The organism is Gordonia sp. GONU (assembly GCF_024733855.1).
Taxonomy (GTDB): Bacteria; Actinomycetota; Actinomycetes; order Mycobacteriales; family Mycobacteriaceae; genus Gordonia; species Gordonia amicalis.
This window is the reverse complement of record NZ_JANRHB010000005.1, coordinates 19374-44614: the sequence shown is the minus strand read 5'-3', so window position 1 is coordinate 44614 and position 25241 is coordinate 19374. Positions and strand designations below refer to the sequence as shown.

At 67.1% G+C, this 25241-nt stretch carries 23 protein-coding genes; 5 read left to right on the top strand and 18 right to left on the bottom strand.

Going from position 1 to position 25241, the window contains the following annotated elements:
• Positions 1 to 4 precede the first annotated feature (4 nt).
• The 4 genes from NWF34_RS06775 to NWF34_RS06760 form a co-directional block, all read right to left on the bottom strand.
• Entirely contained in the window at positions 5 to 793 is a 789-nt protein-coding gene (locus NWF34_RS06775) for a 2-keto-4-pentenoate hydratase (protein ID WP_258324468.1), read from the bottom strand.
• Between the two features lie 161 nt (positions 794 to 954).
• Positions 955 to 1665: an ABC transporter ATP-binding protein gene (locus NWF34_RS06770; protein WP_258324467.1), complete on the bottom strand. Its 711-nt coding sequence runs from the start codon at positions 1663 to 1665 to the stop codon at positions 955 to 957.
• Positions 1662 to 4430, bottom strand: a complete 2769-nt coding sequence (locus NWF34_RS06765) for a branched-chain amino acid ABC transporter permease/ATP-binding protein (RefSeq protein WP_258324466.1) — start codon at positions 4428 to 4430, stop codon at positions 1662 to 1664. Before NWF34_RS06765 ends, NWF34_RS06770 begins: the two co-directional genes overlap by 4 nt.
• 21 nt (positions 4431 to 4451) lie before the next feature.
• Positions 4452 to 5708 (bottom strand): ABC transporter substrate-binding protein, encoded by a 1257-nt coding sequence (locus NWF34_RS06760; protein ID WP_258324603.1) that lies wholly within the window; start codon positions 5706 to 5708, stop codon positions 4452 to 4454.
• Between the two features lie 319 nt (positions 5709 to 6027).
• On the opposite strand from NWF34_RS06760, the gene NWF34_RS06755 reads away from it, so the two are divergent.
• From NWF34_RS06755 to NWF34_RS06745, 3 genes are all read left to right on the top strand, one after another.
• Positions 6028 to 6630, top strand: a complete 603-nt coding sequence (locus NWF34_RS06755) for a TetR/AcrR family transcriptional regulator (protein WP_258324465.1) — start codon at positions 6028 to 6030, stop codon at positions 6628 to 6630.
• Positions 6631 to 6706: 76 nt separating this feature from the next.
• Positions 6707 to 7948 carry an NADH:flavin oxidoreductase gene (locus NWF34_RS06750; protein WP_258324464.1) on the top strand — a complete coding sequence of 414 codons (1242 nt, stop codon included), beginning with the start codon at positions 6707 to 6709 and terminating at the stop codon, positions 7946 to 7948.
• Between the two features lie 116 nt (positions 7949 to 8064).
• Entirely contained in the window at positions 8065 to 8868 is an 804-nt protein-coding gene (locus tag NWF34_RS06745; RefSeq protein WP_258324463.1) for an IclR family transcriptional regulator, read from the top strand.
• 23 nt (positions 8869 to 8891) lie between these two features.
• On the opposite strand, the gene NWF34_RS06740 is transcribed toward NWF34_RS06745, so the two are convergent.
• Positions 8892 to 9545: a PadR family transcriptional regulator gene (locus tag NWF34_RS06740; protein WP_258324462.1), complete on the bottom strand. Its 654-nt coding sequence runs from the start codon at positions 9543 to 9545 to the stop codon at positions 8892 to 8894.
• Positions 9546 to 9649: 104 nt separating this feature from the next.
• On the opposite strand from NWF34_RS06740, the gene NWF34_RS06735 reads away from it, so the two are divergent.
• Positions 9650 to 9997, top strand: a complete 348-nt coding sequence (locus NWF34_RS06735) for a hypothetical protein (RefSeq protein WP_258324461.1) — start codon at positions 9650 to 9652, stop codon at positions 9995 to 9997.
• Positions 9990 to 10643 (top strand): Dabb family protein, encoded by a 654-nt coding sequence (locus NWF34_RS06730; RefSeq protein WP_258324460.1) that lies wholly within the window; start codon positions 9990 to 9992, stop codon positions 10641 to 10643. Before NWF34_RS06735 ends, NWF34_RS06730 begins: the two co-directional genes overlap by 8 nt.
• 34 nt (positions 10644 to 10677) lie before the next feature.
• Here NWF34_RS06730 and NWF34_RS06725 read toward each other — a convergent pair whose 3' ends face one another.
• The 13 genes from NWF34_RS06725 to NWF34_RS06665 all read right to left on the bottom strand — a co-directional run bounded on the left by NWF34_RS06725 (position 10678) and on the right by NWF34_RS06665 (position 25102).
• Positions 10678 to 11577: an alpha/beta fold hydrolase gene (locus tag NWF34_RS06725; protein WP_258324459.1), complete on the bottom strand. Its 900-nt coding sequence runs from the start codon at positions 11575 to 11577 to the stop codon at positions 10678 to 10680.
• 62 nt (positions 11578 to 11639) lie between these two features.
• Positions 11640 to 11915, bottom strand: a complete 276-nt coding sequence (locus NWF34_RS06720; RefSeq protein WP_258324458.1) for a hypothetical protein — start codon at positions 11913 to 11915, stop codon at positions 11640 to 11642.
• The gene (locus NWF34_RS06715; protein WP_258324602.1) at positions 11912 to 12430 is read right to left on the bottom strand and encodes a flavin reductase family protein; all 519 of its coding nucleotides are present in this window, start codon (positions 12428 to 12430) and stop codon (positions 11912 to 11914) included. The genes NWF34_RS06720 and NWF34_RS06715 overlap by 4 nt, the downstream gene beginning before the upstream one ends.
• Before the next feature lie 13 nt (positions 12431 to 12443).
• Complete coding sequence (locus tag NWF34_RS06710) at positions 12444 to 14129, bottom strand: 3-ketosteroid-delta-1-dehydrogenase (protein ID WP_258324457.1); 1686 nt, start codon at positions 14127 to 14129, stop codon at positions 12444 to 12446.
• Positions 14126 to 16135, bottom strand: coding sequence for an NAD(P)/FAD-dependent oxidoreductase (locus NWF34_RS06705; RefSeq protein ID WP_258324456.1), 2010 nt, complete (start codon positions 16133 to 16135; stop codon positions 14126 to 14128). Before NWF34_RS06705 ends, NWF34_RS06710 begins: the two co-directional genes overlap by 4 nt.
• The gene (locus NWF34_RS06700; RefSeq protein WP_258324455.1) at positions 16132 to 17016 is read right to left on the bottom strand and encodes an SDR family NAD(P)-dependent oxidoreductase; all 885 of its coding nucleotides are present in this window, start codon (positions 17014 to 17016) and stop codon (positions 16132 to 16134) included. The genes NWF34_RS06705 and NWF34_RS06700 overlap by 4 nt, the downstream gene beginning before the upstream one ends.
• A 50-nt stretch (positions 17017 to 17066) precedes the next feature.
• Positions 17067 to 17984: an SDR family NAD(P)-dependent oxidoreductase gene (locus tag NWF34_RS06695; RefSeq protein WP_258324454.1), complete on the bottom strand. Its 918-nt coding sequence runs from the start codon at positions 17982 to 17984 to the stop codon at positions 17067 to 17069.
• On the bottom strand, positions 17981 to 18970 hold the full coding sequence (locus NWF34_RS06690) for an alpha/beta hydrolase (RefSeq protein WP_258324453.1): 990 nt from the start codon (positions 18968 to 18970) through the stop codon (positions 17981 to 17983). The genes NWF34_RS06695 and NWF34_RS06690 overlap by 4 nt, the downstream gene beginning before the upstream one ends.
• Positions 18971 to 19030: 60 nt before the next feature.
• Positions 19031 to 20650: an NAD(P)/FAD-dependent oxidoreductase gene (locus NWF34_RS06685; RefSeq protein WP_258324452.1), complete on the bottom strand. Its 1620-nt coding sequence runs from the start codon at positions 20648 to 20650 to the stop codon at positions 19031 to 19033.
• The gene (locus NWF34_RS06680; RefSeq protein ID WP_258324451.1) at positions 20647 to 21558 is read right to left on the bottom strand and encodes a VOC family protein; all 912 of its coding nucleotides are present in this window, start codon (positions 21556 to 21558) and stop codon (positions 20647 to 20649) included. The genes NWF34_RS06685 and NWF34_RS06680 overlap by 4 nt, the downstream gene beginning before the upstream one ends.
• Before the next feature lie 17 nt (positions 21559 to 21575).
• On the bottom strand, positions 21576 to 22760 hold the full coding sequence (locus tag NWF34_RS06675; protein ID WP_258324450.1) for an acyl-CoA dehydrogenase family protein: 1185 nt from the start codon (positions 22758 to 22760) through the stop codon (positions 21576 to 21578).
• Positions 22757 to 23956, bottom strand: coding sequence for a 3-ketosteroid-9-alpha-hydroxylase subunit A (locus NWF34_RS06670; RefSeq protein ID WP_258324449.1), 1200 nt, complete (start codon positions 23954 to 23956; stop codon positions 22757 to 22759). Before NWF34_RS06670 ends, NWF34_RS06675 begins: the two co-directional genes overlap by 4 nt.
• 126 nt (positions 23957 to 24082) lie before the next feature.
• Positions 24083 to 25102, bottom strand: a complete 1020-nt coding sequence (locus tag NWF34_RS06665) for a ferredoxin--NADP reductase (protein ID WP_258324601.1) — start codon at positions 25100 to 25102, stop codon at positions 24083 to 24085.
• Positions 25103 to 25241: the final 139 nt, after the last annotated feature.

Sequence of the window (25241 nt, the reverse complement as noted above, 5' to 3'; positions counted from 1 at the left end):
TATGTCAGGTGAAGTCGAGAGTGACCGAACCGAGTCCGACGAACTCGGCCACGAAGTGATCACCCGATGAGATGTCGATGGCTCGTGTCGCCGTGCCGGGCAAGATGACGTCGCCCTTGCGGAGTCGGACGCCGAAGCTGTCGACCTTGCGTGCCAGCCACGACACCGCGTTCAGCGGATGTCCCAGCACCGCAGACGAATTGCCCTTCGCCACGATCTCGCCGTTACGATGCAGGACCGCCTCGATGTCCCCGGTGTCGATCTCGCTGATCGGGACTCGCTGTTGCCCGAGAATCCAGCCGCACGACGAGGCGTTGTCGGCGATGGTGTCGCACAGCGTGATCTTCCAGTCCTTGATCCGGGAGTCGATGAGTTCGATCGACGGCACCACCCACTCGACCGCGGCGATCACGTCCTCGTTGGTACATCCCTCGCCGGGCAGATCCTCGCCCAGGATGAACCCGACCTCCACCTCGACCCTCGGGAAGCACAGCTTCTTCGCGTCGATGGGGGTCTCCTCGAAGTACTGCATCTCGTCGAGGAGGTGGCCGTAATCGGGCTCGTCGACGCCCATCATCTTCTGCATCGCCTCTGATGCGAGGCCGACCTTGTGCCCGGCGACCTTCGCGCCGGCGTCGAGACGCTTGCGGATGTTGATCAGCTGGATCTCGTAGGCATCGACCACGTCGAGGTCCGGGTGGGAGTCCGTGGGACGGTCGATAGCCGTCGCGGAGGCCTCCGACTCCCAGAGCTCAGCAGCGATCTTCTCGCGAACCTGCTGGTCAACCGCCATTGTGCCCTCACCTTCCCAATGTGAACGTGTTCTAGTTTAGAACACGTTGCATTTCCGGGGCACCCCTCGGTTCGATCGCCCGAAAATCCCTGCCGGCGACCATGTCACCATCTCCGCCGCGACCGTGGCGGCGGCCTTCTCATTCAGCGAGCGGGTCACCGTCAGACACTGAGGTACGCCCTCTCGATCCGGGCGGGGTCTGCTCGCAATGCCTGAGCGGAATCGTCGATTGCGATACTGCCGTGGACGAGGATCCCCGCCCGGTCGGCGATGCTCAGGGCGAGTTGCACGTGCTGCTCGACGAGGACCACGGCCATTCCCCGCTCATCCGCAAGCCGGCGGAGGACGTCGAGGATCTCGTCCACGATCACCGGCGCGAGTCCCATGCTCAGCTCGTCGATCAGCAGCACCTTGGGTCGCTGCACGATGGCCCGGCCGATGGCCAGCATCTGTTGTTCACCACCCGAGAGACGTCCCGCCTCGACCCCGAGTCGCTTTTCCAGCGACGGGAAGTAGCCGAGCACCTCCTCGACCGCCGCGGCACGGTCTCCTCGCGCCTTCACCGCGAGCCGGAGGTTGGCGACCGTGGGCAGCTGGCGGAACAGCGCGCGATCGTCCGGCACGAGCACCAGTCCCGACCGCACCGAATCCCGCGGGCGATCGGCCGGCAGGACGTTCCCGTCCACCGTCACCTCACCGGCGAAACGCGGCACCATCCCGGCCAGGGACATCAGCAGTGTCGTCTTGCCCGCGCCGTTCGGCCCGAGGAGACACGCGATCTGGCCGGCCTCGACGTCGAGATCGACGTCCCGGACGCACGGACGTTGCCGGACATAACCTGCGGACAGCCCGCGGCAGCGGAGTGCGGTCATGACAGGACCTCCTCGGTCTCGACGGACTGGGCCTCGACGGACTGGGTCTCGGCAGGTGTACCGAGGTAGGCCCGGACCACCGCGGCATCGGTACGGATCTCGTCCGGCGTCCCCGTCGCGATGACCCGGCCGAGATCGAGCACGACGATCCGGTCGCAGATGGACAGGACGAGATCCATGTCGTGATCGACCATCAGGATCGACATCCCGGCATCGCGTGCCATACGGAGACGTTCGCCCAGCCAACGGCTCTCGCCGGAGTCGAGTCCAGCGGCGGGTTCGTCGAGCAACGCGACGATCGGCGACATTGCGAGGACGCGGGCCACCGACACCAGCTGCCGATGCCCTTGCGAGAGCGTCGCCACCTCGGCGTCGGCCAGGTCGGTGATACCCAAGGTCGCGAGGACCGAGGAGACCCGTGTCTCGATCGGTTCGTCGGACCGCGACCGTGTCGCCCCCACCGTCACGTTCTCGGCAACCGACAGGTCGTCATACAGTTCGACGTCCTGGAAGGACCGTCCCAGACCGCGTCGACCACGCACGTGTGGACGCAGCGAGCTCACCTCGTCGCCGTCGAGAGTCACCGTGCCCGTGGACGGGGCGAAACCGGTGATCGCGTCGATCACGGTCGTCTTGCCCGCACCGTTGGGTCCGATGAGTCCGACGATCTCGCCGGGGTACACCTCGAAGGTGACGTCGGCCGCGGCGACCACCGCACCGTAGGACACGCCCACACCGTCGACGGCGAGGGCTGCCCGGCTGCGGTCGATCGCCGGCGACGGGGACGGTGCGATTGCCCGATCATTTCCTGCCGCAACGGTGTTCGCACGGCCGCGACGGGCCAGGGTCGGCCACGGGATCTTCGGGAGCCGGCTCGCGATGCCGTCGGGATTCGCCATGACCGAGACGATCAGCAGGACACCGCTGATCAGGGTGTAGTACTCGCCGGCGTGCAAGAAGCGGTCGACAAGAATGTAGAGCAGGCCACCGGGCGCCATGAGCCCGGCCAGGATGCCGCCCGTGATCGAGGTGATCCCGGCGATGTACATGACCGCGAAAAGGCTGATGCCCAGGAACACGGTGAACGATTCCGCGGTCGCGAGGGTCTGCTGGTAACCGAGCAGCGCGCCACCCAGACCTGCGATGAACGCTCCGATCGCGAACGCCGCCAGCTTGGTACGGGATACGTCGATGCCGGTCGCGGCTGCTGAGCGCTCATTGGCGCGGACCGCGAGCATGTCCGTGCCGAGCGGGCTCCGGCGTAGCCAGGCGACCCCCAGCGCCACGACGGTCAGCGTGAACAGGCACAGCAACCCGAATGCGATCCGCGGATAGCTCTCTCCCGCACCGATTCCGAGGTCGATACCGAAGATCCGTGGCGTGTCGATCGGGGCGCCGTTGACGCCACCGTTCAGGGAGGGGTTCCGGAACCAGAACGCCTCGAGGAACACGGCGAGAGCGAGGGTCACCACGGTGAGCGGAAGCCCCCGGACCCGTAGCGCGGGCAGTCCGACCACCACACCGATGACGGTGGCCCCGAGGGCCGCCAGGATCGGCGCGAACGGGAACGGGACACCGAGATGAGTGTTGAGCACCGAGAGCGAGTAGGCGCCGACACCCGCAAGGGTCAACTGCGCCAAAGACACCTGGCCGGCATACCCGGTCACCACCACCTGGGAGAGCGCGACGATGCCGAAGATCATGCTGGTGATGATCGCCGCGCGGTAACTGCCACCGGTCACCAGCAGCGCGATCACCGCGGCCGCGATCGCCACCAGCACCGGGAGGAGAACGTGATCGGGACGGGGTGCCCGGCCGAGTGCCGGTCGGGCGACCGCACCGCGATCGGGCAGCGGCCTGCCCCGGACGACGAGGAACGCCATGATCAGGACGAGTGGGATCGCCTCTCCCATACCCGTTTTCGGAAGCCAGTCGAAGGTGTTCTGAAGATTGGTGACCTCGGACTGCAGGGCACCGATGGCGATACCGGCGATGACGGTGAGCCAGATCGACGAGAAGTTGCCGACCAGGGTGGCCGCGAGCGCCGGCACGATGAACATCGTGTACGCGACCGGATTCAGGGTCACCAGCGGCGCGATGAGGATGCCGCCGAGACCCGCGAGCACCGAGGACAGCGCCCAGTTGCTGAACGCGATCCGATCCGGCGACAGCCCCGTCAGGTATGCGCCCTTCTCCGACTCGGCGGCCGCTTCGGTGGCCATCCCGAACCGCGTGTACCGGAAGACCAGCGTGGTGACCACCGCCAGGCCGACGACGCAGCCGGCGAGCCACATCCGGTCCGTCGGTGCCCGACTGTCGCCGATGGTGATGGTCTCGATCGGGAAGATCGGCTCCACGAGCGGGATCTCGGTTCCCACCCGCTGCGCGATGAGCGCCTGGAGCACGATCATCAGGCCGATCGATGCAACCGCCTTGGCGACCACCGAGGCGTTGCGCATCGGACGGAAGATCAAAGCGTAGAACAACAATCCGAGGACGGCGGCGATCACCAGGGCGATCGCCATGGCCGGGACGACCCCAAGAGGTCCACCGAGATGGACCGTCTTGGGGAGTCCCGGGATCGGGACCATCAGCTCCCCTGTCCTCAGCAGGACGTAGGTATAGGCGGTGTACAGGGCCACGGCGCCGGTCGCGAAGTTGACGACGCCGGAGCTCTTGAAGGTCATGACGAGCGCTAGCCCGATGGCCGCGTACACCGCCCCGTTGCCGAGGCCGAGTACGAGATAGGAGAGATGGTCGGTCATGAATTGTCCTCGTATGCCGGGTTAGGCGGCCGGCTGCTGGCCGGCCAGCTTCAGGTCGACCGGCACGCCTTCGTCGTTGACGGTCCCGTAGAGCATCTGGCTGGAGCACAGCGCAGGCATCTGCGGGAACGCCTTGCCGTTGCAGGTCACCGTGATTCCGCCGCCGGCGGGCATCTCGACGTCCTTGGCGGACTTGATCGCCGCACCCAGCGAGGCCGGGGTCACGTCACCCTGGACGCCGCCGGCGGTACGCACGAACCCGAGCAGCACCTGGTAGCCCGACGCGCCGGCGCCGGTGATCGACAGGTCGGGTGCGTACTGGGCCAGGACCGATCGGTACAGCACCGAGTCCGGGCTGTCGGACAGGTAGTCCGTCGCGGTGATGCCGACGTTGCCCTTGACCGTGTCCAGGCCGATCACCTTGGTGACGTTGGGGTCCAGGCAGGTGGGGATCAGGATCTTCTGCACGTTCGGGTCGGCGGTCTGGACGGCCTTCAGCACGCCCGCGCAGGTCGCCGCGTCGGCGATGATGCTCACGCCGTCGGGCTTCTCGGACAGACCCGCCGACACCATCGGGGTCGGATCCGGCACACCGAGCGGCAGGGGCACGACCTTCAGATCCACTCCGTAGGCACCGAAGACGGGGGTTCCCATCTGGGTGATGACGTTGCCCATCCCGCCGCCGTCACTGGCGAACAGGGTGACGGACTTCATCCCCTTGTCCTTGGCCCCGCTGGCCATCGCGGTGAGCGTTCCGGGCAGCCCGGCCGACAGTGCGGCGACGTCGGGGGACGTGAGCTCGACCGGTGACACCGCGTTGAGGGTGACGTAGGGAATCTTGGCGCCGGTGATGATCGGCACGATCACCTGTCCCATCGAGGTACCCGGGGACAGGACCGCCGAGACCTTCTTCTCCACCAACTCGTTGGCACACTTGGTGGCCGAGGTCGGCTCCTCCTGCTGCTTGCAGACCACGAGCTCGATCGGTCGTCCGGCGAGGCCGCCGGCGTTGTTGTTCACGTACTGCACCGCGGCTTCGGCACCTTGCCGGTACTCGGGAATCGACACCGCGGCACCACCCTCGGGTGAGACGAATCCGATCTTGATCGGTTCGCCGGCCGCCGGCTTCGAGGGGAGCGACGACGTCGAGGCCGACGAGGCGCTGTTGCTGGTGGAATCATCACTGCCACATGCGGTGGCGCCGAACGTGGCGACCACGGCCAGGGCACTGACGCCGACGATGGTCCGCCGGTGCCGAATCAGTCCGCCGAGTTTCATATCGGGCTTCTCCTTCACGAGATGTGCGAGAACCCGCACCGGACGAGACATCCGACACGCACAGTTCCTCGCGTGATGCACATCACCCTCCGGGTGGCGGCAGTGAATTATGTGCGTACCGCCACGGGCGCGCGATGAGGCGTTCCCATTGACTGGGAGGTCGGAAAATCTGAGCCGGGAACGTCGCGTCGTTTGGTCAGACGACCCGAAATCAGTCCTGCCGCAGCCACTTCAGTCAGCACCCACGGCGTCGACCCGATCGGACGAACGCGCCGTCGCATTATTGACAGTCCTCGCCAAAAATGGTGATGTAGCTCTCATGACGCTCGCACCCGGGACGCCCCGGCGCCGTGGACGGCCGTCCGTCCTCGACACCGACGACGTCGTCGCCAAAGCGTTCCGCCTCTGGTCGACGCACGGTTATGCGGCCACGAGCTGGCAGGATCTGGCCGCGGCAACGGGTGTGAGCGCGCGAACCCTCGTGCGCCATTTCCCGTCCAAATCCGACATCGCCTGGCTGGGCGTCGAACCGGCGACCGAACGTCTCACGGCCGCGCTGGCCGCGACCACCGCTGACGCCCCTCTCGGCGACGCCGTCCGCCATGCGATCGCCGAGTCGGTCTCACACGAACCGCACGTCCAGCGCGTGAGTGCCGACTGGTTGCGGCTGATCTCGTCCGAGCCCGAACTCGTGGCGATGGCCCCCGCCGCGTACCGACCGTGGATCGGTGAGCTCGCCGGGTTCATCGGCCGACGACTCCCCGGGGCGCCGGCCTCCGTGTGCCGCGCGATCGCCACGGCCTATCAGGCGGCCACCTTCGACGCCCTGCTCAGCTGGGCCGAGCTCGCCCCGGACATCGACTCGGCCGATGCCGTCGAAGAGGCGCTCCGCTGGCTCACGATCACGATCCCGACCCCGTGACGCCCCGGCTCCGACCCCGCTCTCCCACCGATCCCCGCCCTCCCACCGATCACAGCCCGATCCGAAAGGAAGCCCCATGACCGTCGAGGACCATCACCGGCCCACTCCGCTCCCGATCGCCGAGTCCACGCGACCCGCACCTCCGCATCCCGACCCCCTGGCCCCCGCACGCATCGGACCCGTGGAACTGCGCAACCGGGTCATCAAGTCGGCGACCTTCGAGGGCGTCACCACGAATGCGCTGGTCACCGATGCCCTGATCGACTTCCACGTCGCCGTCGGCAAGGGCGGGGTCGGCATGACCACGGTGGCCTACCTGGCGGTGGCACCCGAGGGACGGACCGAACGCGACCAGATCTACTGGCGCCCCGAGGCGCTGCCCGGCTTGCGCCGGCTCACCGAGGCCGTCCACGCCACCGGCGCGAAGATCTCGGCACAGATCGGACACGCCGGACCGGTGGCCAATTCGCGGTCGACCGGCCTGCCGTCGATCGGACCGTCCACCCGGCCCAACCCTCTCGCCATGGCACTAGATCGTGCTGCGACGCCCGCCGACATCCAGCGCGTCATCGAGGCGCACGCCAAGGCCACGCGTTACGCCAAGGAGGTCGGGTTCGACGCCGTCGAGGTCCACCTCGGTCACAACTATCTCGCCAGTTCCTTCCTGAGCCCGAACCTCAATCGGCGCAAGGATGCCTGGGGCGGGTCGTTGACCAATCGCGCCGAGTTCGCCCGACGTATCCTGGCGGCGGTCCGCGAGGCCGCCGGGGACGAGATCGCGGTTCTGGCGAAGATGAACATGGCCGACGGCGTCCCCGGCGGGTTGTGGCTCGACGAGTCCCTGCGTGTGGCAACGATGTTCGAGGCCGACGGCAATCTCGACGCGCTGGAGCTGACCGGCGGATCGTCGCTGCTCAACCCGATGTACCTCTTCCGCGGCGACGTCCCCGTGCGGGAGATGGCCGAGACCCAGAAGGGCATCGTCAAACTCGGGATGAAGATGTTCGGCAACATGGTGTTCTCCCACTATCCCTACGAACCGCTGTACTTCCGCGACTTCGCCCGACAGTTCCGCGATGCGCTCACGATGCCGCTGGTCCTGTTGGGCGGGATCACCGACCTGGAGGCCATGAACACCGCCATGGCCGATGGTTTCGAATACGTCGCCATGGCGCGCGCTCTGCTACGCGAACCCGACCTGATCAACCGGATCGGCAAGGATCGGAACGCCACCTCGCTGTGCATCCACTGCAACCTGTGCGCGGCCAGCATCTTCACCGGCACCCGCTGCCCGTTGGTGATCGAACCGGCCCACTGACCAGAGACGCAACCGGGACCAACTTGCGTGACCTGCTTCACAAACCTCTGACGCTGTGGCATATTCCTAATCGAAATAGCCATGTCAGAGCGTTAGCAGTATGAAGGAGTGCCGACATGACGACGGTTGCCGAACCCGCACCGATCTCCTGTGACCGTCCGGGAACACCCGTGAACGACGCAGCCCCTACCGCCGTCCTCGATCGCCTGTCACTCGTCCTCGAGGCCTTCGCCGGGCGGGAGACCCTCAGCCTCGCGGAGGTCGTCCTCCGTACCGGGGTGCCGAGGTCGTCGGCGCACCGCATGCTCGACCGCCTGGTCGCCATGCGGTGGCTTCGACGGCAGGGCCGCGACTACAGCCTCGGCATCCGCCTGGTCGAGTTGGGCTCGCTGGCAGTCCATCAGGATCGCGTGCACTCGGCGTCCGCCGATCATCTCCATCACCTCTACCGGATCACCGGAATGGTCGTGCACCTCGCGGTTCTCGACGGTGAGGACATCGTGTACCTCGACAAGATCGGCGGTCGCCTCGCGGCGCATGTGCCGACCCGGGTGGGTGGGCGGTTGCCGGCCGAGCGGACCGCGCTGGGTAACGCCCTGCTCGCCTCCAACGGACGCGACCTCGCCGGGGACGACCTGATCCGGGAACGCGGGTTCGCGACCCACCGGGACGGGGCTCTCCGCGGATTCGGTTGCATTGCCGCCCCCATCGGCCCTGTCGGCGAGGCGACGACCGCGGTGTCGATCTGTGGACCGTTGCGGGACATGGCTTTCGACCACCGGATGACCACCCCGGTGCAGCTCGCGGCCGCCGCGATCTGGCGGAGCCTGTCGGTCGGGGTGCGGGTGACACCGACACTTCAGCGCCGCGATCTCCTGCGTTCGCTACCCACCGCCGCGAGCGTGCTGTCCGAGGGATAGCCATACCCCTCCCCTGAAGTCTGTCAGTCCTCGACGGTCGAACGCCAGATCCCCGGGTCCCGCGGGATCGGCAAGCCGTTGTCGTCGTGTGCGGCGGACTCACGATAGCGGTTCGCGGCCTCGTCGATGTCTTCGAGAAGCTCCCTCGCCAAACGTATCTCGGACTCGAAGTACCGCTGGGACCACCGCAGGCTCATCTGCGAGAAGGCCCAGGCCGGTTCGTCGTCGGAGTGCTCGGCGTGAACCCCGGCACGGCGGGCCTGCTCGGTGAGATTGACGATGTGCGCACGCACCAACTCCTTGAGCTGTTCCGGCTCCTGCAGATGCCCCATCCAGAGCCGAAGCATCACAGCGTGTTTCAGAACCGGCAGCTCCACGTCGGCATCGCGGGACCAACTCCGCAGCGCCGCCACCCCCGCATCGGTGATGCCGTACAGACGCCTTCCCCGCTCACCATCACCGGCAACCATGCGTGAGGTCACCAGCCCGCGATCCTCGAGCCTCTTCAGCTCGGTGTACACCTGGCTCACCGAGGGACTCCAGTAGAAGAATCCGATGCTCCAGTCGGCCCACTTCTTCAGATCGTTGCCGGTGAGCTCCTCGCCGAACGACAGCATCCCCAACACCGCCCAGCTGGTCGCCGGGAGGTGTGGATGAGAAGCGCTGGCAGGTCCCATGGTCGTCTACCTTACAAACCGCACCGCACCCTCGGGGTGGGTCCGCTCCCGGCTACCGGGAACCGTTGTCCGGAGCGGAGTTACGGGCACCTACCGTGGGTCCCATGCCCGACGCCACCATCTACATCGTCGATCAGGTCGTCGTGCGGCCCGGCCGCGCCTCCGAGTTCATCGACGCGTACCTGACCGAGTACGCGCCGTCCGCGCGCGAACGCGGCTTGACGCTCGACCGGGTCCTGGTGAGTCCGCCGGCGTGGATCGACGGGGAGAACAACACGGTGACGGCGACCTGGACCGTGCCCGGCCCCGGCGACTGGTGGGCGGCGGCCGTGCGCGGTCGGCACGATCCCGAGCCGTCCCGGTGGTGGAAGTCCATGGAGTCACTGATCGTCGAGCGCACCCGTTCGATGGCGGCCTCCGCAGACGATGTGGAGACACTCAACGATGTATAAGGTGACCGCACTCCTCCACCTCGCCGACCCACGAGACGATCTCGAGACCACGGTCATCGTCAAACGCCTCCGTGGCGTTGCCGAAGGTTCCCGGGCACAATGCATCCTGATCGAACCGACCTTGATCGGCGTCCGCAACGGCGGGGATCTGGTCGTGCATCTCCAGTTCGCCACCGTCGCGGACTGGGAGGACACCCGATCGGTACTCGACGCGGCCATCGCGCACAGCGCGGTGCGGCACGTGGACGCGGTGGAGTACGTCGGAGCGAGCAGTCCGGGCACCACCGGCCGACGCGACGACGGCCCCTCTCCCACCGTGTATCGGACTCTGCTCCTGCGGGTCGACGAGACCGCGCCGGCCGCCGAGGTCGACCGCTTCGAGAAGGCCACGCTGACGATGCCCGATCACATGTCGGGAATCAGGGCGTGGCAGCTGAGCCCGGTGATCCGTGCACGCGGTGCATCGACGTGGACCCACGTCTGGGAGCAGGAGTTCGCCGATGTCGATGCCCTCACCGGCCAGTACATGATGCACCCGGTCCACTGGGGACTCGTCGACCGCTGGTTCGACCCGGAATGCCCCGACCGGATCATCTCCGATCGTGTCTGTCACAGCTACTGCCGGCTGCCGGGCCCGGTCATCTGATCCGCCGATCGGACGACCGGGCCGCCGTACCTCTCTAGCGGGCCAGGAACGCCAGGACCACCGATTCCCAGGCTTCCTTCTGCTCGATCATCACCCAGTGGCCGCAGTCGGGGAAGATGTGGAGCTCGCCGTGGGGGATCGTCCGCATCGGCAGGATGGACATGTCGACCGGGCTGACCCGGTCGTCACGTCCCCACGTCATCAGTGTCGGGACGACCAGCTTGCGCAGGTTCGCCCATCCGGGTGTCGCCTCCGACGACCGCATCGCCTGCGCCATCCGGTCCAGTGCGGCCCGCCCGTACATGGCCCTCGAACTGGCCAGCGTCTCCGGATCGGTGGCCTGCTCCCACCGCTCGTCGATCATCTGCTCGGTGATCAGCGATCGGTCGTAGACCATCGAGTTCAGCCAGGCCACCAGGGATTCGCGGGATGGGTTGTCAACGAACTCGCCGAGCCGGATGATGCCCTCTCCCGGTTGCGGGCCGAAGAGGCTCGTCCCGGCGCCGCCGACCGTCACCAGCTTCTCCACCCGCTGGGGATCGGATAGCGCGAAGTCGGTGGCCACGAAGCCACCCATGGAATTGCCGATCAGTCGCACACGGTCGAGGCCGAGACCGTCGAGGAGAGCCCGCACCGCGGTCGGCGCCGAGTGCATCGGGTGCGGCGCACCGAAACTGTCGCTGACCCCGAAACCGGGGAACTCCAGGACGATGGTCCGGTAGTGGCGGGCGAGAACCGGCATGTTGCCGCTGAAGTTGCGCCAGCCGGTCACCCCGGGGCCGGAGCCGTGCAGCAACAGCAGGGGCGGTCCGTCGCCGGCCTCCCGATATCGCAATGTGCCGTGTTCGGTGGCGAGTTCACGGAGTTCGGGGACGCCCGACGTCTCCGTACTCTCGCTTGTTCCGGTTGTCTCGATAGCGCTGTCGGTCACCATACTCGCAGAGTCCCACCTCCGCGATCGGCGTGACGGCGCCCTTCCCATTCACCGGGCGTCGTTCAGTGCAGACGCGGAACGTTCTGTCCCACAGGGAGTTCGATACCACTCTCGGTGAGGGACCGCTCCGCGAACGCCTGATCGATGGTGCGGAGGAGCTGCTCGCACCCGTGGGTGTTCGCGCCGAAGCCGGCACCGGTTCCGGCGTCGTCACGGGCCGCGATGAAGGGGCACTCGCGTGCGTCGAACGGCCACTGGATCGAGGTGTGCGCCGCGCTGAACTTCTCGACCAGCACCTCCCGGCCGCACCCCTGGCACGAGATGGGTTGCATCGTCATACGACGCCTCCGGCCGGATCGTCCGGACGCGCGATCCGACCGTAACCGCCGCGGTAGAACAACAGCGGCTCCTGATCGGACGCGCGGAGATGATGCGCGCGCGCCACGACGATGGTGTGGTCGCCCGCTGCGTGCTCGGCATCGAGCTCGGCGTCGATCCAGGCCAGTGCACCCGTCAGGACCGGGGCACCCGAGGGCGCCGGTGTCCAGTCGACGTCGCGGAACTTGTCCGCACCAGGTGAGGCCAGACGACGACAGACCGCTTCCTGCGAGTCGGCGAGGATGTTGATCGTGAACCGGCCTGCGGCGCGCACCAGAGGCCATGACGTGCTGGTCAGGCCCACGCAGAACGCCACCAGCGGCGGATCGAGGGACACCGAGGTGAACGAGTTCGCCGCCAACCCGACCGGTTCCCCGGAATCGGGATGGATACCGGTGATCGCCACGACGCCGGTGGCGACGTGGCCCAGCACATGTCGCATCGATGAGCCGTCGACGATCGGCCCGTCGGTCATCTGGCTCACCGTGTCACCCCGCGAGCCGGCCGGCCGCACTCAGCGCGGCGATGTATCCGTAGACGAGGCCCTGTCCGATGGTCGCGCCCGCGCCGGGGTAGGTCGCACCGAACGCATTCGCCGCGGTGTTGCCGGTGGCGTACAAACCGTCGATCACCGATCCGTCCTCGCGCAGCACGCGAGCCCGGTCATCCGCCTGCAGACCGCCGCACGTCCCGAGATCGCTCAACTCCAGGCGTACGGCGAACAGTCCGCCGCCGAGCGCGCGGAGCGTGGGATTCGGACTGATGGTCGGATCGCCGTAGTACTGCTCGTAGGCGTTGGTGCCGCGTCCGAACTCGTGGTCGACGCCGACGGCGGCCGCCGCGTTGAACGCGTCGAAGGTGTTCCGGAAGGTGGTCTCGTCGACACCCATGTGGATGGCCAGGTCACCCGGATCATCGGCGCGAACCGCGATGCCGTGCTGGTACCACGCTCGGGGCAGCGGCTGCCCGGGAAAGAGACTGCCCGCCATGAGATAGCTGTTGCGGTACCGCTGGTCGAAGACCAGCCACATGGTCCCGACCGGGTCGCCCGCCTGCTCCCGTGCGAGCACCCGCTGCCCGAAGGTCATGTAGTCGAGTGCCTCGTTGATGAAGCGGCGTCCGGACGCATCGACGATGAACGAGCCTGGCAGCGACCGTTCGGCCAGGAGGACCGACGGCGACCCGCCGGGCACGGCCGCGACCGCGGGGAACCACCATGCCTGGTCCATCGACGCCACCCCCGCGCCCAGGTCTTGACCGATCTTGATCGCATCGCCGGTGTTCGTCGTGCAACCCAGACTGCTGTTCGCCGACAACGACTCCGACTGGAACTTGTGCCGCATCTCCATGTCGTGATCGAAACCGCCGGCCGCCAACACGACGCCCCGGCGAGCGCGAACGGTGACATCCACGCCGTTCCGGTTGACCACCGCCCCCACCACACGGCCGTCTTCGACCACGAGATCCACCATCGGGGTGCCGGTCCAGATCGGGATGTCCGCGGCCAGCGCGCCCGCGAACAGTCCGGCGGCGATCGCCTGTCCGCCGGCGGCATACCGGCGCTTGACGACGAGCCCGCCGAGCCCGATACCCAGCGCCTTCACGATGCGTCGGAGCGAACGACCCGGTGTGCTCCGCAACAGGTTCAGCCATTTGTAGTCGGCACCGGTGATGGGCATGGGCAGTGGTGATTCCATCAGTCCCGGCCGGAGACGAGCCTGTTCGGGACCGAGCGTGGCGACGTCGAAGGGCTTGCATTCACAGGTGCGGCCGACGGCTGATCCGCCCGGTTCATCGGGGTGGTAGTCGGAGTAGCCGCGCGCCCACATGAACGTCATCGGCGTCGTCCGCTCGAGCATCGCGATGGCCTCGGGACCGTGTTCGAGGAAGGCCGCACCCCTATCGGCGGGGGCGCTGTCACCCACCACCGCGCGTACGTAGTCGGCCGCGGCCGCCGGGCCGTCGTCGGGCTGTTCACGGCGCAGGATCGGATTGCCCGGCACCCAGAACGCCCCGCCGGAGCGGGCCGTCGAACCCCCGACGTACTCCGACTTCTCGACCACCAGCGTCGACAGTCCGAGTTCGTGGCCGGCCAGCGCGGCCGCGAGCCCGGTGCCCGATCCGACGACCAGGAGGTCGACGGTCTGATCGCGCTGCGGGACAACAGTATTCATGATCGGAAACCTTCGGTGTAGCTGTGGTCGGCGGCGTCGAACGTCAGGTCCTCGGGGTGCGGTTCTCGCAGCATCGTCCAGTAGTCGACGAGACGCCACGGGCACGGCACCACGGCCCGGCCGGCACTGTTCCGGTAGTAGCTGTTGACCTGACCTCCCGGATGCATCCACACCGTCTCGTCGAGCGCTTCGTCCACCCGCGCGTTGTACTCCGCGAGCGCCTCGGGTCGCACGTCCATGGACTGGTGGTCGTTCTCGAGCAGGTACTGCAGGCACTCGACGATGTAGTGGACCTGCTCCTCGCTCGTGATGTTGTGGCCGGCACCGTGATTGGGTGCGGAGTTGGGACCGGAGGTGACGAACAGGTTCGGGAAGCCCGACACCTGCACGCCCAGGTATGCACGCGGGTCCTCGCCGCCGTCCCACACCTGCGCGAGACTCCTGCCGTCGCGGCCGACGATGTCGATCGCGGTGGTGAACTGCAGCTTGAACCCGGTGGCCAGGATGATGACGTCGGCCTCGAGGAACTCCCCCTCGGTGGTGCGCGCCCCATCGGCGGTCACCTCGGCGAACGACGCGCGATGAAGGGAGACGTGATCGCGTTTGAGGGCCGCGTAGAAGCCGGGGTCCTTGACGATCCGCTTGGCGTAGGGCCGGAAGTCCGGGGTCAGCTTCGCCATGAGTTCCGGGTCGTCGGCGAAGTTGTCCTGCAGGTACTTCTGCGCGTTCCGGAGCACCATGTCGTTCTCGGCCGAGGCCGAGAAGTGCGTAGCCGCCCATTCCGGATCCACCCGCGGCAGGCGGTACAGGTTGTCCGAGGCGAACCAGTAGGACCGCAACCGGAACCACTCGTGGTAGAACGGCAGATGCGCCAGCGCCCATCGCTGTTCTGCGGCAACGTTATTGACCACCGCCCGTTCCGGGACGATCCAGTGCGGGGATCGCGCGACGACGTCGAGGGACGAGACCCGGTCCACGATGCTCGCCACGACCTGTACCGCGGTGCATCCGGTGCCGAGAACGATCACCTTCTTGCCGGTCAGATCGAGCGACGGATCCCACTGGGCGGTGTGCACGACCGTCCCGGCGAAGGTGTCGAGACCCGGGACGTCGGGAATGTTGGGTGCGTTCAGCATGCCGAGAGCACTGACCACCGCGCGCGCGGAACGCGTCGAGGTCCTGCCCGCGGAGTCGCGGGTGACGACCTGCCACCGCTGATCGCCCTCCGACCAGGTCGCGGACACCACCTCGGTGTTCAGCCGGATGTGTTCGCGGAGGCCGTATTTGTCCACGACGGACAGCAGGTACCGCTGGTACTCCGGCCCGGTCGGGTAGTACCGGGTCCACTCGGGGTTGAGCTCGAACGAGTAGGAGTAGTAGTGACTGGGCGTGTCGACCGCTGCACCGGGGTAGAGATTGCGGTGCCAGGTCCCGCCGACGTCGCTGCGCGTCTCGAACACCGTGTAGGAGAACCCAGCCTCCCCCAACTTGATCGCCGCGTTGATACCCGTGATCCCGGCGCCGATGACGATGACGTCGAAGTCCGTGGGAGGAGTCACCGTGACCGGAACGGTCCGCCGACTTCTTTCGAATCCGGCCTGCTCCAGGAGAATCGGGACGAACTCGTCGTCGACCTCCTGCGAGGTCGCCACCCGAGCCATCTGGGCGAAGACCTCTTCCGACGGCACCCCCAGCGCGGCGGTCAGATCGGACCCCGCGAGTAGTTCGACGGCACGCTCGCGGATGTCGGCGACCACGTCCGCCGGGTACACGCCGGCGGGCAGGGTGTTGTTGTTCGTCGTCTGGTAGTGCGTACCCGGTACGGAGATCTCGAGCCTCGCCCCGAACTCCTCGAGGAGCCCGAGATCGCCGGTCACGTGGATCAGCGACATCAGCAGCGGCGCGGGATCGCAGTTCGCGATCGCGGCTCGCAGAGCTGTCTCGTCGCCGGCCGCGCCGGTGTCGGCGGTTGCTGAGTAGGTGGTCGCAGAGACTGCGTTGGTCATGATGCACCTTCCGGTACTGGCACACCCATACGGGCGAGCATGTCTCGTGGGTCGGCGGGCGGGGCCAGGTCGAGCAGTTGACGTCCCCGCCGATGTGCTGCGGCGATGCACATCTCGTCGTCGGAGTGGATCCAGAACTCACCGGACGCGATCTGATCGAGCATGTGGGCAGCGGCCTCGAGGGGATCGAGTCCGCGTTCGACGTTGTCGCGCTGCATCGCGGCGAACACCGCGTTCGCCGTGGGATTGTCGGTCGGGGCCTCACGCAGGGCCGACCGGAAGATGTCACTGCGGATCGAGTGCGGTATCACCGCACTCACCTGGATGGGCGCTGCGACGATGGACAGGTCCTGGTGCAGGCACTCGGTCATCGCCAGCACGGCGTGCTTGCTCACGATGTACGGTGCCTGCACCGCAACGGCATTCAGACCGCCGACCGAGGAGAGGTTGGCGATGCACGACGGAGTCCCGACGGCGATCATCCGCGGCACGAACGACCTGATGCAGTAGAAGACCCCGTCGACGTTGATCTGCATGAGCCGACGCCACCGGGCGTCGTCGATCTCCCAGAGCAACCCGGCGGATTCGATCCCGGCATTGTTGATCAGCAACTCCACGCTGCCGTGACCCTCGAACACCGCGGCCGCGAAGTCCTCGACCCCGCGCGGGTCGGCGACATCGACGGCGTAGGCGCTGGCTCGCCCGCCGGCAACCTCGATGTCGGCGGCGACGGCAGCGGCCCGATCTCCGTCGATGTCGGCCACCACGACGTGCATCCCGAGGAGGCCGAGGTGACGGGCGAATCCCTCACCGATACCTGCTGCGGCACCGGTAACCACCGCTGTTCCCGACGAAAACCTCTGTGCTGCTTCGTTGGTCATGATTCCTGTCTTGCTCGATTCTGGCCGTTCCCGTCCTGGGTGTCCGGCGTTCACACGCCGGCGGGCACGATGTGGGGATTGGCCCAGGCCGGCGGTTCGAGTGGAGGGAGCTCCGTGCGGCCGTCCACCGACAACACCGGGGTGCCGGTCGCCCACGGATAGTGCAGGCTGAAGGCGACCAGGCCCGTGCGCCCGGCGGCCGGAAGCGTGCACATCTCCAGGACGGTTTGCGCGAGGTAGTCCACCGGCTCGGTCTCGTAGCCGGCCGGAAGCAACGCCTCGGCGCCGGGTGTCATGATCGCCGTCGACGGCCCGACTGCGTTGACCGCGATGTTGTCGTCGAGCAGCTCGGCCGCGAGGCCTTGGGTGAACCGATGTTGTGCTGCCTTGGCCGACGCATAGATAACGTCGCCCGAGGTCTTGTTGTACTCCCGGAACGGCCGGATGGGGCTCAGCCCGGTCGAGGAGCCGATGTTCACGATCCAACCCGCACCGTTGCGACGCATGTGCGGAATCGCCCGCTGGGACAGGATGAACGGCACCTTGAGGTAGTGCTCGATCGTCCGGTCGAAGGTGGCCACACTCATGTCCTCGACGGACGAGTAGTCCGCGAAGCCGGCGTTGTTGACCAGGATGTCGATGCCACCGGCGGCATCGACGACATTCTCGACGAGACGGTCGCGCTGTTCGGGGTTCTCGAGGTCGGCGGTGATCGCCAGCGCTGCGCCACCGGCCTCCTCGATCAGGCGCACGGTCTCGTCGAGGGTCCCGGAGATCAGGAGCTCCTCGCCGTTGCGGACCGACGGTGACGGCGTCGAGGATCGCGCGGTGACGACCACGGTCGCCCCGGCGCTCGCCAGCCGCCGGGCGATACCACGCCCGATCCCGCGGCTGCTGCCGGTCACCAGCGCCACCTTGCCGTTCAACTGCTGGCCGCTCACCTGCTGGGTCCCCAACTGCGGTGTCATGGTGCGCTCCTGCCGTCGTCGTCCGTGGCACTCGCCGTGAGCACGTCGCGGATCATCTGCCAGACCTTCTCGCGAGCCGGTGGCGTGAGCGAGAGCTGCGGAAAGGTCAGGAAACCGTGGAAGAGTCCGTCGAACCGGTGAGCGGCCACCGGGACACCGGCGGCCTCGAGCAGCCGGGCGTACTCCTCACCGGCAGAACGCGGCGGATCGAGTTCTGCGGTGGCCACCACCGCCGGGGGTAGACCGGCCAATGTGTCGGCGTTGGTGGGGATCACCGACGCGCTACGCCGACCGTCCGGGGCATACTGCTCCCAGTACCACCGCATCGCCTTGGTCGTGTTGTAGTACCCGACGCCGTAGTCGCGGTACGACGCGGTGTCGAAATCGTCGTCGATCACCGGGTACAGCAGGACCTGGGCGCAGACCTTCGGTCCGTTGCGATCTCGGGCGGCCAGACTGGTTGTGGCAGCGAGGTTTCCGCCCGCACTGTCACCGGCGAGTGCGATGCGATGCGAATCCCCACCGAACCCGGCGATGTTCTCCGCCGTCCAGCACAGTGCCCGGTAGACGTCCTCCATCGCGGCCGGCGCCCGATGCTCGGGGGCCAGCCGGTAGTCGACCGCCACCACGACGGCGCCCACCTCGGCAGCCATCGATCGGCAGAACTCGTCATGGCTGTCCAGATCGCAGAAGACGAACCCGCCGCCGTGGGCGAACACGATGGCCGGCAGACCTCCGGTGCTGCTCCCGTTGCCATCGGAATCCCTATGTGGCACATAGACACGCAGTGCCAGGTCACCACCCGGACCGTCGATGGTGAGGTCGCGAGCGATGGCCATGTCCGGCTGTCGGGTGAGCGGAGCACGACGAGACACGATGATCTCCCGGAGCACGCGGGGATCGTGTTCGGTCACGTCGGGGAAGCCCGCCTCGAGGGCGGTCAGCATCGCCTCGACGTCGGGGTGCAGGTCGGTACGACGGCTCATGTCGGTGTCCTATCCGTCGGTGTTCCATCCGTCGGGATGGTGTGGGATCGCGTCATCGGGTCAGGAGATCTCGAAGCCCTTGTAGCCGGCCTCGGCCACTTCGGCGCAGACGTTCGCGTAGTTCCCGAATCCGCCGATGTACGGCATGAACACTCGGGGCTTGCCCTCGATGTTGGCGCCCATGTACCAGGAGTTCGCCGACGGGAAGAGGGTTCCGGCCGCCTTGGCCGAACACTCGGCGACCCAGCTGTCCACCGCGTCGCTCTCCGCCTCGATGGTCGCCGAATTGTGCTCGGCGAGATGCCGGATGGCGTCGGCAACCCAGTCCACATGCTGTTCGGCACCGAGGACCATGTTGGCCAGGACACTCGGACTGCCCGGTCCGGTGAGGATGAACATGTTGGGGAACCCGTGTACTGCCAGCCCGAGATAGGTGCGGGGTCCCGCCGCCCACTCCTCGGTGAGAGTGCGTTCACCACGTCCGCGGATGTCGATGCGGGACAACGAACCGGTCATCGCGTCGAATCCGGTGGCGAAGATCAGCATGTCGAGTTCGAAATCCGCACCGGAAGTCCGTACGCCGGTCCGGGTGATCTCCTCGATCGGGGTCTCGCGCAGGTTGACCAGCGTGACGTTGCTGCGGTTGAACGTCTCGAAATATCCACTGTCGGTGACGATCCTCTTGGTGCCGATCGGATGATCCGTGGGGATGAGGATGTCGGCGACGGCGGGATCCCGGACGATTTCCCGGATGCGCGCCTCCACGTACTCACGCGCGGTGTCGTTGGCCGCGAGACTGGTGGTCTGGTCGGGGAACGCCTTGGCGAACAGGTAGCCGCCGCGTTGCCACCACTCGTCGTAGACGCGGGTACGTTCCGCATCGTCCACTTCGAGTGCCCCCTTGGGATACGGCGCATTCGGCGTCCCTCCCCCACTGATCCGGGAGAGGCGGCGGCGTTCGGCGTAGTCGGCCTTGATCTCGGCGATGGTCTCCTCGGACAGCGGCCGGTTGCCCGCGGGGATGGAGTAGTTGGGACTGCGCTGGAACACCACGAGGTGCTCGGCGCTCTCGGCGATCACCGGGATCGACTGGATTCCCGACGACCCGGTGCCGATGACACCCACCCGTTTGCCGGCGAAATCGACGTCGTGATGCGGCCATTCACCGGTGTGGTAGGTCTCACCGGCGAACAGGTCACGCCCGGGGATGTCGGGCTTGTTGGTCGCGGAGAGTACCCCCGTCGCCATGATCAGGAACCGCGCGGTGACGGTCGAGCCGGTGTCGGTGCTCACCGACCACTGCGCGAGTTCCTCGTCGTAGGTGGCCGCGGTGACCCGCGTCAGGAAGTCGAACGCACTTCTGAGGTCGAACCGGTCCGCGACGTGACGGAGGTAGGCGAGGATCTCCGCCTGCGTCGCGAAACGCTCGGTCCAGGTCCATTCCTGTTGCAGGTCTTCGTCGAACGAGTACGAGTAGTCGATGCTCTCCACATCGCACCGCGCTCCGGGGTACCGATTGTGGTACCAGGTTCCGCCGACGTCCGCGGCGGACTCGAAACCGTGCACGTCCAGGCCCTCGCCGCGGAGCTTGTGTACGGCGTAGAGGCCGGAGATGCCCGCGCCGATGACGATCACATCGTGATCGGTCGTACGCGCGCCCTGCGTGTCTGAGATGGTCACGATGCTGACTCCTCGGCCTGCCGGGCCCACATCCACTCGTGGCCCCAGTAACTGTCGGCGGTGATTTCTTCTGCGGTGTAGTGCTTTTCGTCGACCAGCACTCCGCCGGTGCCGTACTCGATGTCCCAACCACCCGGCACCCGGACGTAGAACGAGACCATCTTGTCGTTGGTGTGCCTGCCGAGGGTCGAGGAGACCGGGAAGTCGCGGGCCATGACCTGGTCGTAGGCCCGGCCGACGGCGTCGAGCTCGTCGACCTCGACCATCACGTGGATGAGTCCGGGATCACGCCCTTCGAGCGCCGGCATGATGGCCAGACTGTGGTGCCGCTGATTGATCCCGAGAAAGCGGATCCGCGACGGCGGGGTCCCGGGCGGCGTGGGCATTCGGAACGCACCACGCGGCAGGAATCCCAGTGTCTCGGTGTAGAACACGTAGGACTCGTCGAAGTTGGTCGTCGGCATCACGACATGTCCCAGACCCTGGCGGCCGGTGACGAACTTCTGTCCGTATCTCGTGAGGACCGGGCTGTGGTCGAGCACCGGGCCGTGGAAGAACTCGAGCGGCGTCCCGCCGGGATCCTTCAGGCTGATGCCGCCCTCGATCCGACGGTGGTCGCACAGTTCCTGGCCCATCTCGGAGTACGCCGTCCCGGCCTCGTCGAGTACTCGCCGGAGCTCGGCGAGTGCGAGGTGGTCGCGCACCTCCCAGCCGACTGCCGTGACCCGGTCGGCGTCGCCTCGTTGCACGGTGATCCGCGCCGGGCGCTCATCCATCCGGAAGTGCACCGCGTCGTCCTCGGGTCCGGAACCCGGCGCGAATCCGAGTACGTCGAAACCCAACTCACGCCACCGATCGATGTCGGTGGCCATCACCCGCACGTAACCCAGCGCTGCGATCAAACCCATCGTCGTGGTCCCCCGGCTCAGATCATCACCCGCAGGGGACCCGCGGGGACCTCGACGCCCAGTGACGCCAGCGCGGCGGCGTGATAGGTGGTGCTGGTGACATGGATGGCGTGGTGCAGTCCGGCGTGCGCGTCCCGCCAGAACCGCTGCAACGGATTGTCCATCCGGAGCGCGTTCCCACCGGAGCGGTCGAAGATCTCGTCGGCCGCACGAACGGCGCGCCAGGCGGCGCGGACCTGGTTGCGCCGCGAAGTCGCCCGCATCGCGAAGTCGATCTCGGTGCCGGCGTCGACGAGGTCGTAGATGCGGTCGACGTTGCCCAGCAACTGTTGCCGTGCGGCGTCGATCTCGGCGGCCGCCTCCCCGAGTGCGTGCAGGACATAGGGATCGTCCTTGATCGCTCCACCCGTCGCGGCCACCCGATCACGCTGATAGGCGATCCCCGCTGCCAGCACTCCTTCGCAGATACCGATCGTCGCCGAGGTGATCCCCAGCGGGAACATCGTCGACCACGGCATCTTGTAGAGCGTCTCGGTGACGCCGTACTCCTTCGCCGCGGTGCCGTCGATGACGTCCCCGGAACGCATCACGCGATGCGCGGGGATGAAGGCGTCCTCGACGATGATGTCCTTGCTGCCGGTCCCCCGGAGCCCCACCACATCCCAGGAATCCTCGACGATCCGGTAGTCCGAGCGGGGCAGGATGACATGCAGACCCACCGGCGGCATCAGCGGCTTTCCGTCCGCGTCACCGGTGAAGGCGCCGAGGAAGATCCAGTCGCAGTGGTCGGTGCCGGAGGAGAACTGCCACCTGCCGGTCATCCGGTAGCCGCCCTCGACGGGGGTCGCGACACCACCGGGCATGTAGGGCGACGCCTGCCAGGTGTCCGAATCCTCGCCGAGGACTTCGTCCTGGACCCGCGGATCGGCGAAGGCCAGCTGCCACGGGTGGACGCCGACGATCCCGCCGATCCAGCCGGCCGAGCCGTAGATGCTCGCCGTCCCCATCACGGTTTCGGCGAACTCCCTCGGATGCGCTTCGTACCCGTCGTAGGTCTTGCGCTGAAGCAGCCGGATGATGCCGGATTGCTTGAGTCCCTTCGCGACATCGTCAGACAGTCGTCCGAGCCGCTCGGAATCCTCGGCACCCGCGCGTAGTTCGTCGGCCATGTCCATGACCTTGTCGAGCACTTCGTGGCTCATTGGTGTTCTCCTCGAGAAGTGAGCGCCGACGGCACTCGGGTTGCCTCCAGAGCACTTCGCCCGGCGGCGAGATTGTCGTCGACCTCGGCCTGCCAACTCTTCAGTGCGCGTTCGGTGTCGATCTGGTACTCGAACCGATTGACCATCTCCGGCGCGATGTCCTCGACGTCGACGTAGAACTGCTCGTACCAGCGTCGGAGCTGATAGACGGGCCCGTCTTCCTCACACAGCAGCGGATTGTCGATGCGCGACTTGTTCTTCCAGATCTGCACGTCCTGCTCGAAGCCGATGGCGACTCCTTTGGCAACGGCCTGCGCGATCTGATTCGCCTGCTCGTCGGCCATCCCCGCCGGCTTCTCGACGAGCACGCCGTACTGCAGCCGGAACGAAGTCGGCGAGATCGGATAGTGGCAGTTGACCAGGTAGATGTTCGGGTCGCCGTCGTGATCGCGGCCGCCGCTCCACAGCTTGTCGATCATGTACGAGGGACCGAAATACGATGCGTCGGACTGGCTCTCGGTGCTGTAGTTGGTGCTCTGGCTCACCCCGACCGCATCCGCGCGGGGTCGCGACCGCATGACCTGACTGGCGATGTGCCCCTCGAAGACGTTCTTGAAATAGGTCGGCATGCCGTAGTGCACGTAGAAGAAGTGCGCCATGTCGACGACGTTGTCCACGATCTCGCGGCAATGCGAGCCGGTCACGTCGATCGAGTTCCACACCCAGTCGGTCCAGCCCTCGTCGCCGTAGGTCGGGATCTCCGGGATGGCGAGCTCGGCGGGCGGTACCGATCCCTGCGGATCGTGCCACACGAACAACTGGCCGCTGACCACCGTCGACGTCCAGGAACGCGTCCGAGCAATGGGCGGAACCCTTTTCGCGTAGGGGATGCCGGCACACTTGCCGTCGCCGCGCCACCGCCAGTCGTGGAAGGGGCAGGCGATCGTGTTGCCCTTGACGGTTCCGAGCGCCAGGTTGCCGCCCATGTGCCGGCAGAAGGCGTCGAGCACGTTCAACGCGCCGTCCTCACCGGCGAAGACCACGAGTTCGGTACCGAACGCGGCCACCTGATGGGGAGCGCCGTCGGCGAAGTCGCGAGCCAGTCCGAGGCAGTGCCATCCGCGGGCGTAACGCTGTGGCGGCGCTCCGGTGTCGATGTCCCTGACTTCGCCGCCGGTGTCGATGGTCGTACTCACTACGCCTCCTGATCAGATGATCGCGACCGTGCCACTCGTCGCGGTGTCCTCAGCTTGGCAAGCGCGACGCCCGGTGTGACGTGGGTCTCCCATCGAGTGGGAGGGCTTTTCGTCGACGCCGGGAGATCAGTACTCGATGGTGATCTTCTCGCCCACCGGTTCGGCCTGGCAGGCCAGGATGTATCCCTCCGCGATCTCGTCGTCCGAGAGAATCTCGTTGTGCGCCAATCGAACCTCCCCCGAGGTGAGACTGCAGACGCATGCGCTGCACGCCCCTTCTCGACAGGAGAACGGTGCGTCGAGTCCGGCCGCCAACAGTGCGTCGAGGAGCTTCTGCCGGCCGTTCCAGGGGACCACGTGCGATTCGCCGTCGAGGTGGACCTCGACCGAACATCCCGGCTCGCCGCCGTCGTCGTCGGGCGCCTCGTCCCCGCCGGTGGCGGCGTCGAAGGGGTTGCCCTGCAACGAGATGAAGCGCTCGGCGTGAACCCGACCACGCTCCACGCCCAGCGTCTCGCACACGGAGGCGACGAGGTCCATCAGCGGCGGCGGCCCGCACACGTAGAACTGCCGGTCGAGGTACGGCCGCAGCAGGGCGGACAAGCCCGCCCCGGTCGGCCGCCCCTGGACGGAGTCGAGCAGGTGGACGACGCTGAACCGGGTGCCGTGGCGATCGGCCAGCTCACGCAGCTCGTCCGCGAAGACGACCGAACGCTCGTCGCGGTTGGCGTAGATGAGCGCGACGTCTCCGGAACCCGCGACCAGGATCGACTTCGCGATCGAGATCACCGGGGTGATGCCGCTCCCCCCGGCGATGAGCACCACCGACTCGTCGAGCGACTTCGGGCCGAATGTCCCCGCCGGCGGGAGGACCTCGAGTTCGTCCCCACACGTGATCGTGTCGCAGACCCAGTTGGAGCCGTGGCCGCCGTCCACTCGTTTGACGGTGACCTTGAGGGTCGTGTCCACGTGGGGCGAACTCGCGAGCGAATAGCATCTGGCACTTCCTCGCCCCTGGTCGGGGACCCGGATGGTCAGGAACTGGCCCGCGGAGTAGCCGAACGCCGCGGTGTCCGCGGGGGCGGGCTCGACCAGCAGCGACCTCGTGTCATGCGTCTCGTCGACCACCCCGACGACGCGGACCATTCGCCCGGGCCGTTCGCCGTCGGACCCGCGGACTCCCCCGCCGGCCGACTCTCGCACGGCCACGGAACCCTCGTCCCGGCCGTCAATCCTGTCCCAGATCATGGTGCTCACCCATCCGATGTGTCGTGTACCGTGGCCG

Coding starts and splice junctions, on each gene's coding strand:
- NWF34_RS06695 (WP_258324454.1), bottom strand. CDS start 17,984: ATGACACCGCAGTTGGGGACCCAGCAGGTGAGCGGCCAGCAGTTGAAC.
- NWF34_RS06765 (WP_258324466.1), bottom strand. CDS start 4,430: ATGACCGACCATCTCTCCTATCTCGTACTCGGCCTCGGCAACGGGGCG.
- NWF34_RS06760 (WP_258324603.1), bottom strand. CDS start 5,708: ATGAAACTCGGCGGACTGATTCGGCACCGGCGGACCATCGTCGGCGTC.
- NWF34_RS06750 (WP_258324464.1), top strand. CDS start 6,707: ATGACCGTCGAGGACCATCACCGGCCCACTCCGCTCCCGATCGCCGAG.
- NWF34_RS06720 (WP_258324458.1), bottom strand. CDS start 11,915: ATGACGATGCAACCCATCTCGTGCCAGGGGTGCGGCCGGGAGGTGCTG.
- NWF34_RS06680 (WP_258324451.1), bottom strand. CDS start 21,558: ATGGGTTTGATCGCAGCGCTGGGTTACGTGCGGGTGATGGCCACCGAC.
- NWF34_RS06700 (WP_258324455.1), bottom strand. CDS start 17,016: ATGACCAACGAAGCAGCACAGAGGTTTTCGTCGGGAACAGCGGTGGTT.
- NWF34_RS06675 (WP_258324450.1), bottom strand. CDS start 22,760: ATGAGCCACGAAGTGCTCGACAAGGTCATGGACATGGCCGACGAACTA.
- NWF34_RS06770 (WP_258324467.1), bottom strand. CDS start 1,665: ATGACCGCACTCCGCTGCCGCGGGCTGTCCGCAGGTTATGTCCGGCAA.
- NWF34_RS06755 (WP_258324465.1), top strand. CDS start 6,028: ATGACGCTCGCACCCGGGACGCCCCGGCGCCGTGGACGGCCGTCCGTC.
- NWF34_RS06735 (WP_258324461.1), top strand. CDS start 9,650: ATGCCCGACGCCACCATCTACATCGTCGATCAGGTCGTCGTGCGGCCC.
- NWF34_RS06705 (WP_258324456.1), bottom strand. CDS start 16,135: ATGACCAACGCAGTCTCTGCGACCACCTACTCAGCAACCGCCGACACC.
- NWF34_RS06740 (WP_258324462.1), bottom strand. CDS start 9,545: ATGGGACCTGCCAGCGCTTCTCATCCACACCTCCCGGCGACCAGCTGG.
- NWF34_RS06715 (WP_258324602.1), bottom strand. CDS start 12,430: ATGACCGACGGGCCGATCGTCGACGGCTCATCGATGCGACATGTGCTG.
- NWF34_RS06775 (WP_258324468.1), bottom strand. CDS start 793: ATGGCGGTTGACCAGCAGGTTCGCGAGAAGATCGCTGCTGAGCTCTGG.
- NWF34_RS06730 (WP_258324460.1), top strand. CDS start 9,990: ATGTATAAGGTGACCGCACTCCTCCACCTCGCCGACCCACGAGACGAT.
- NWF34_RS06745 (WP_258324463.1), top strand. CDS start 8,065: ATGACGACGGTTGCCGAACCCGCACCGATCTCCTGTGACCGTCCGGGA.
- NWF34_RS06725 (WP_258324459.1), bottom strand. CDS start 11,577: ATGGTGACCGACAGCGCTATCGAGACAACCGGAACAAGCGAGAGTACG.
- NWF34_RS06665 (WP_258324601.1), bottom strand. CDS start 25,102: ATGGTCCGCGTCGTCGGGGTGGTCGACGAGACGCATGACACGAGGTCG.
- NWF34_RS06710 (WP_258324457.1), bottom strand. CDS start 14,129: ATGAATACTGTTGTCCCGCAGCGCGATCAGACCGTCGACCTCCTGGTC.
- NWF34_RS06690 (WP_258324453.1), bottom strand. CDS start 18,970: ATGAGCCGTCGTACCGACCTGCACCCCGACGTCGAGGCGATGCTGACC.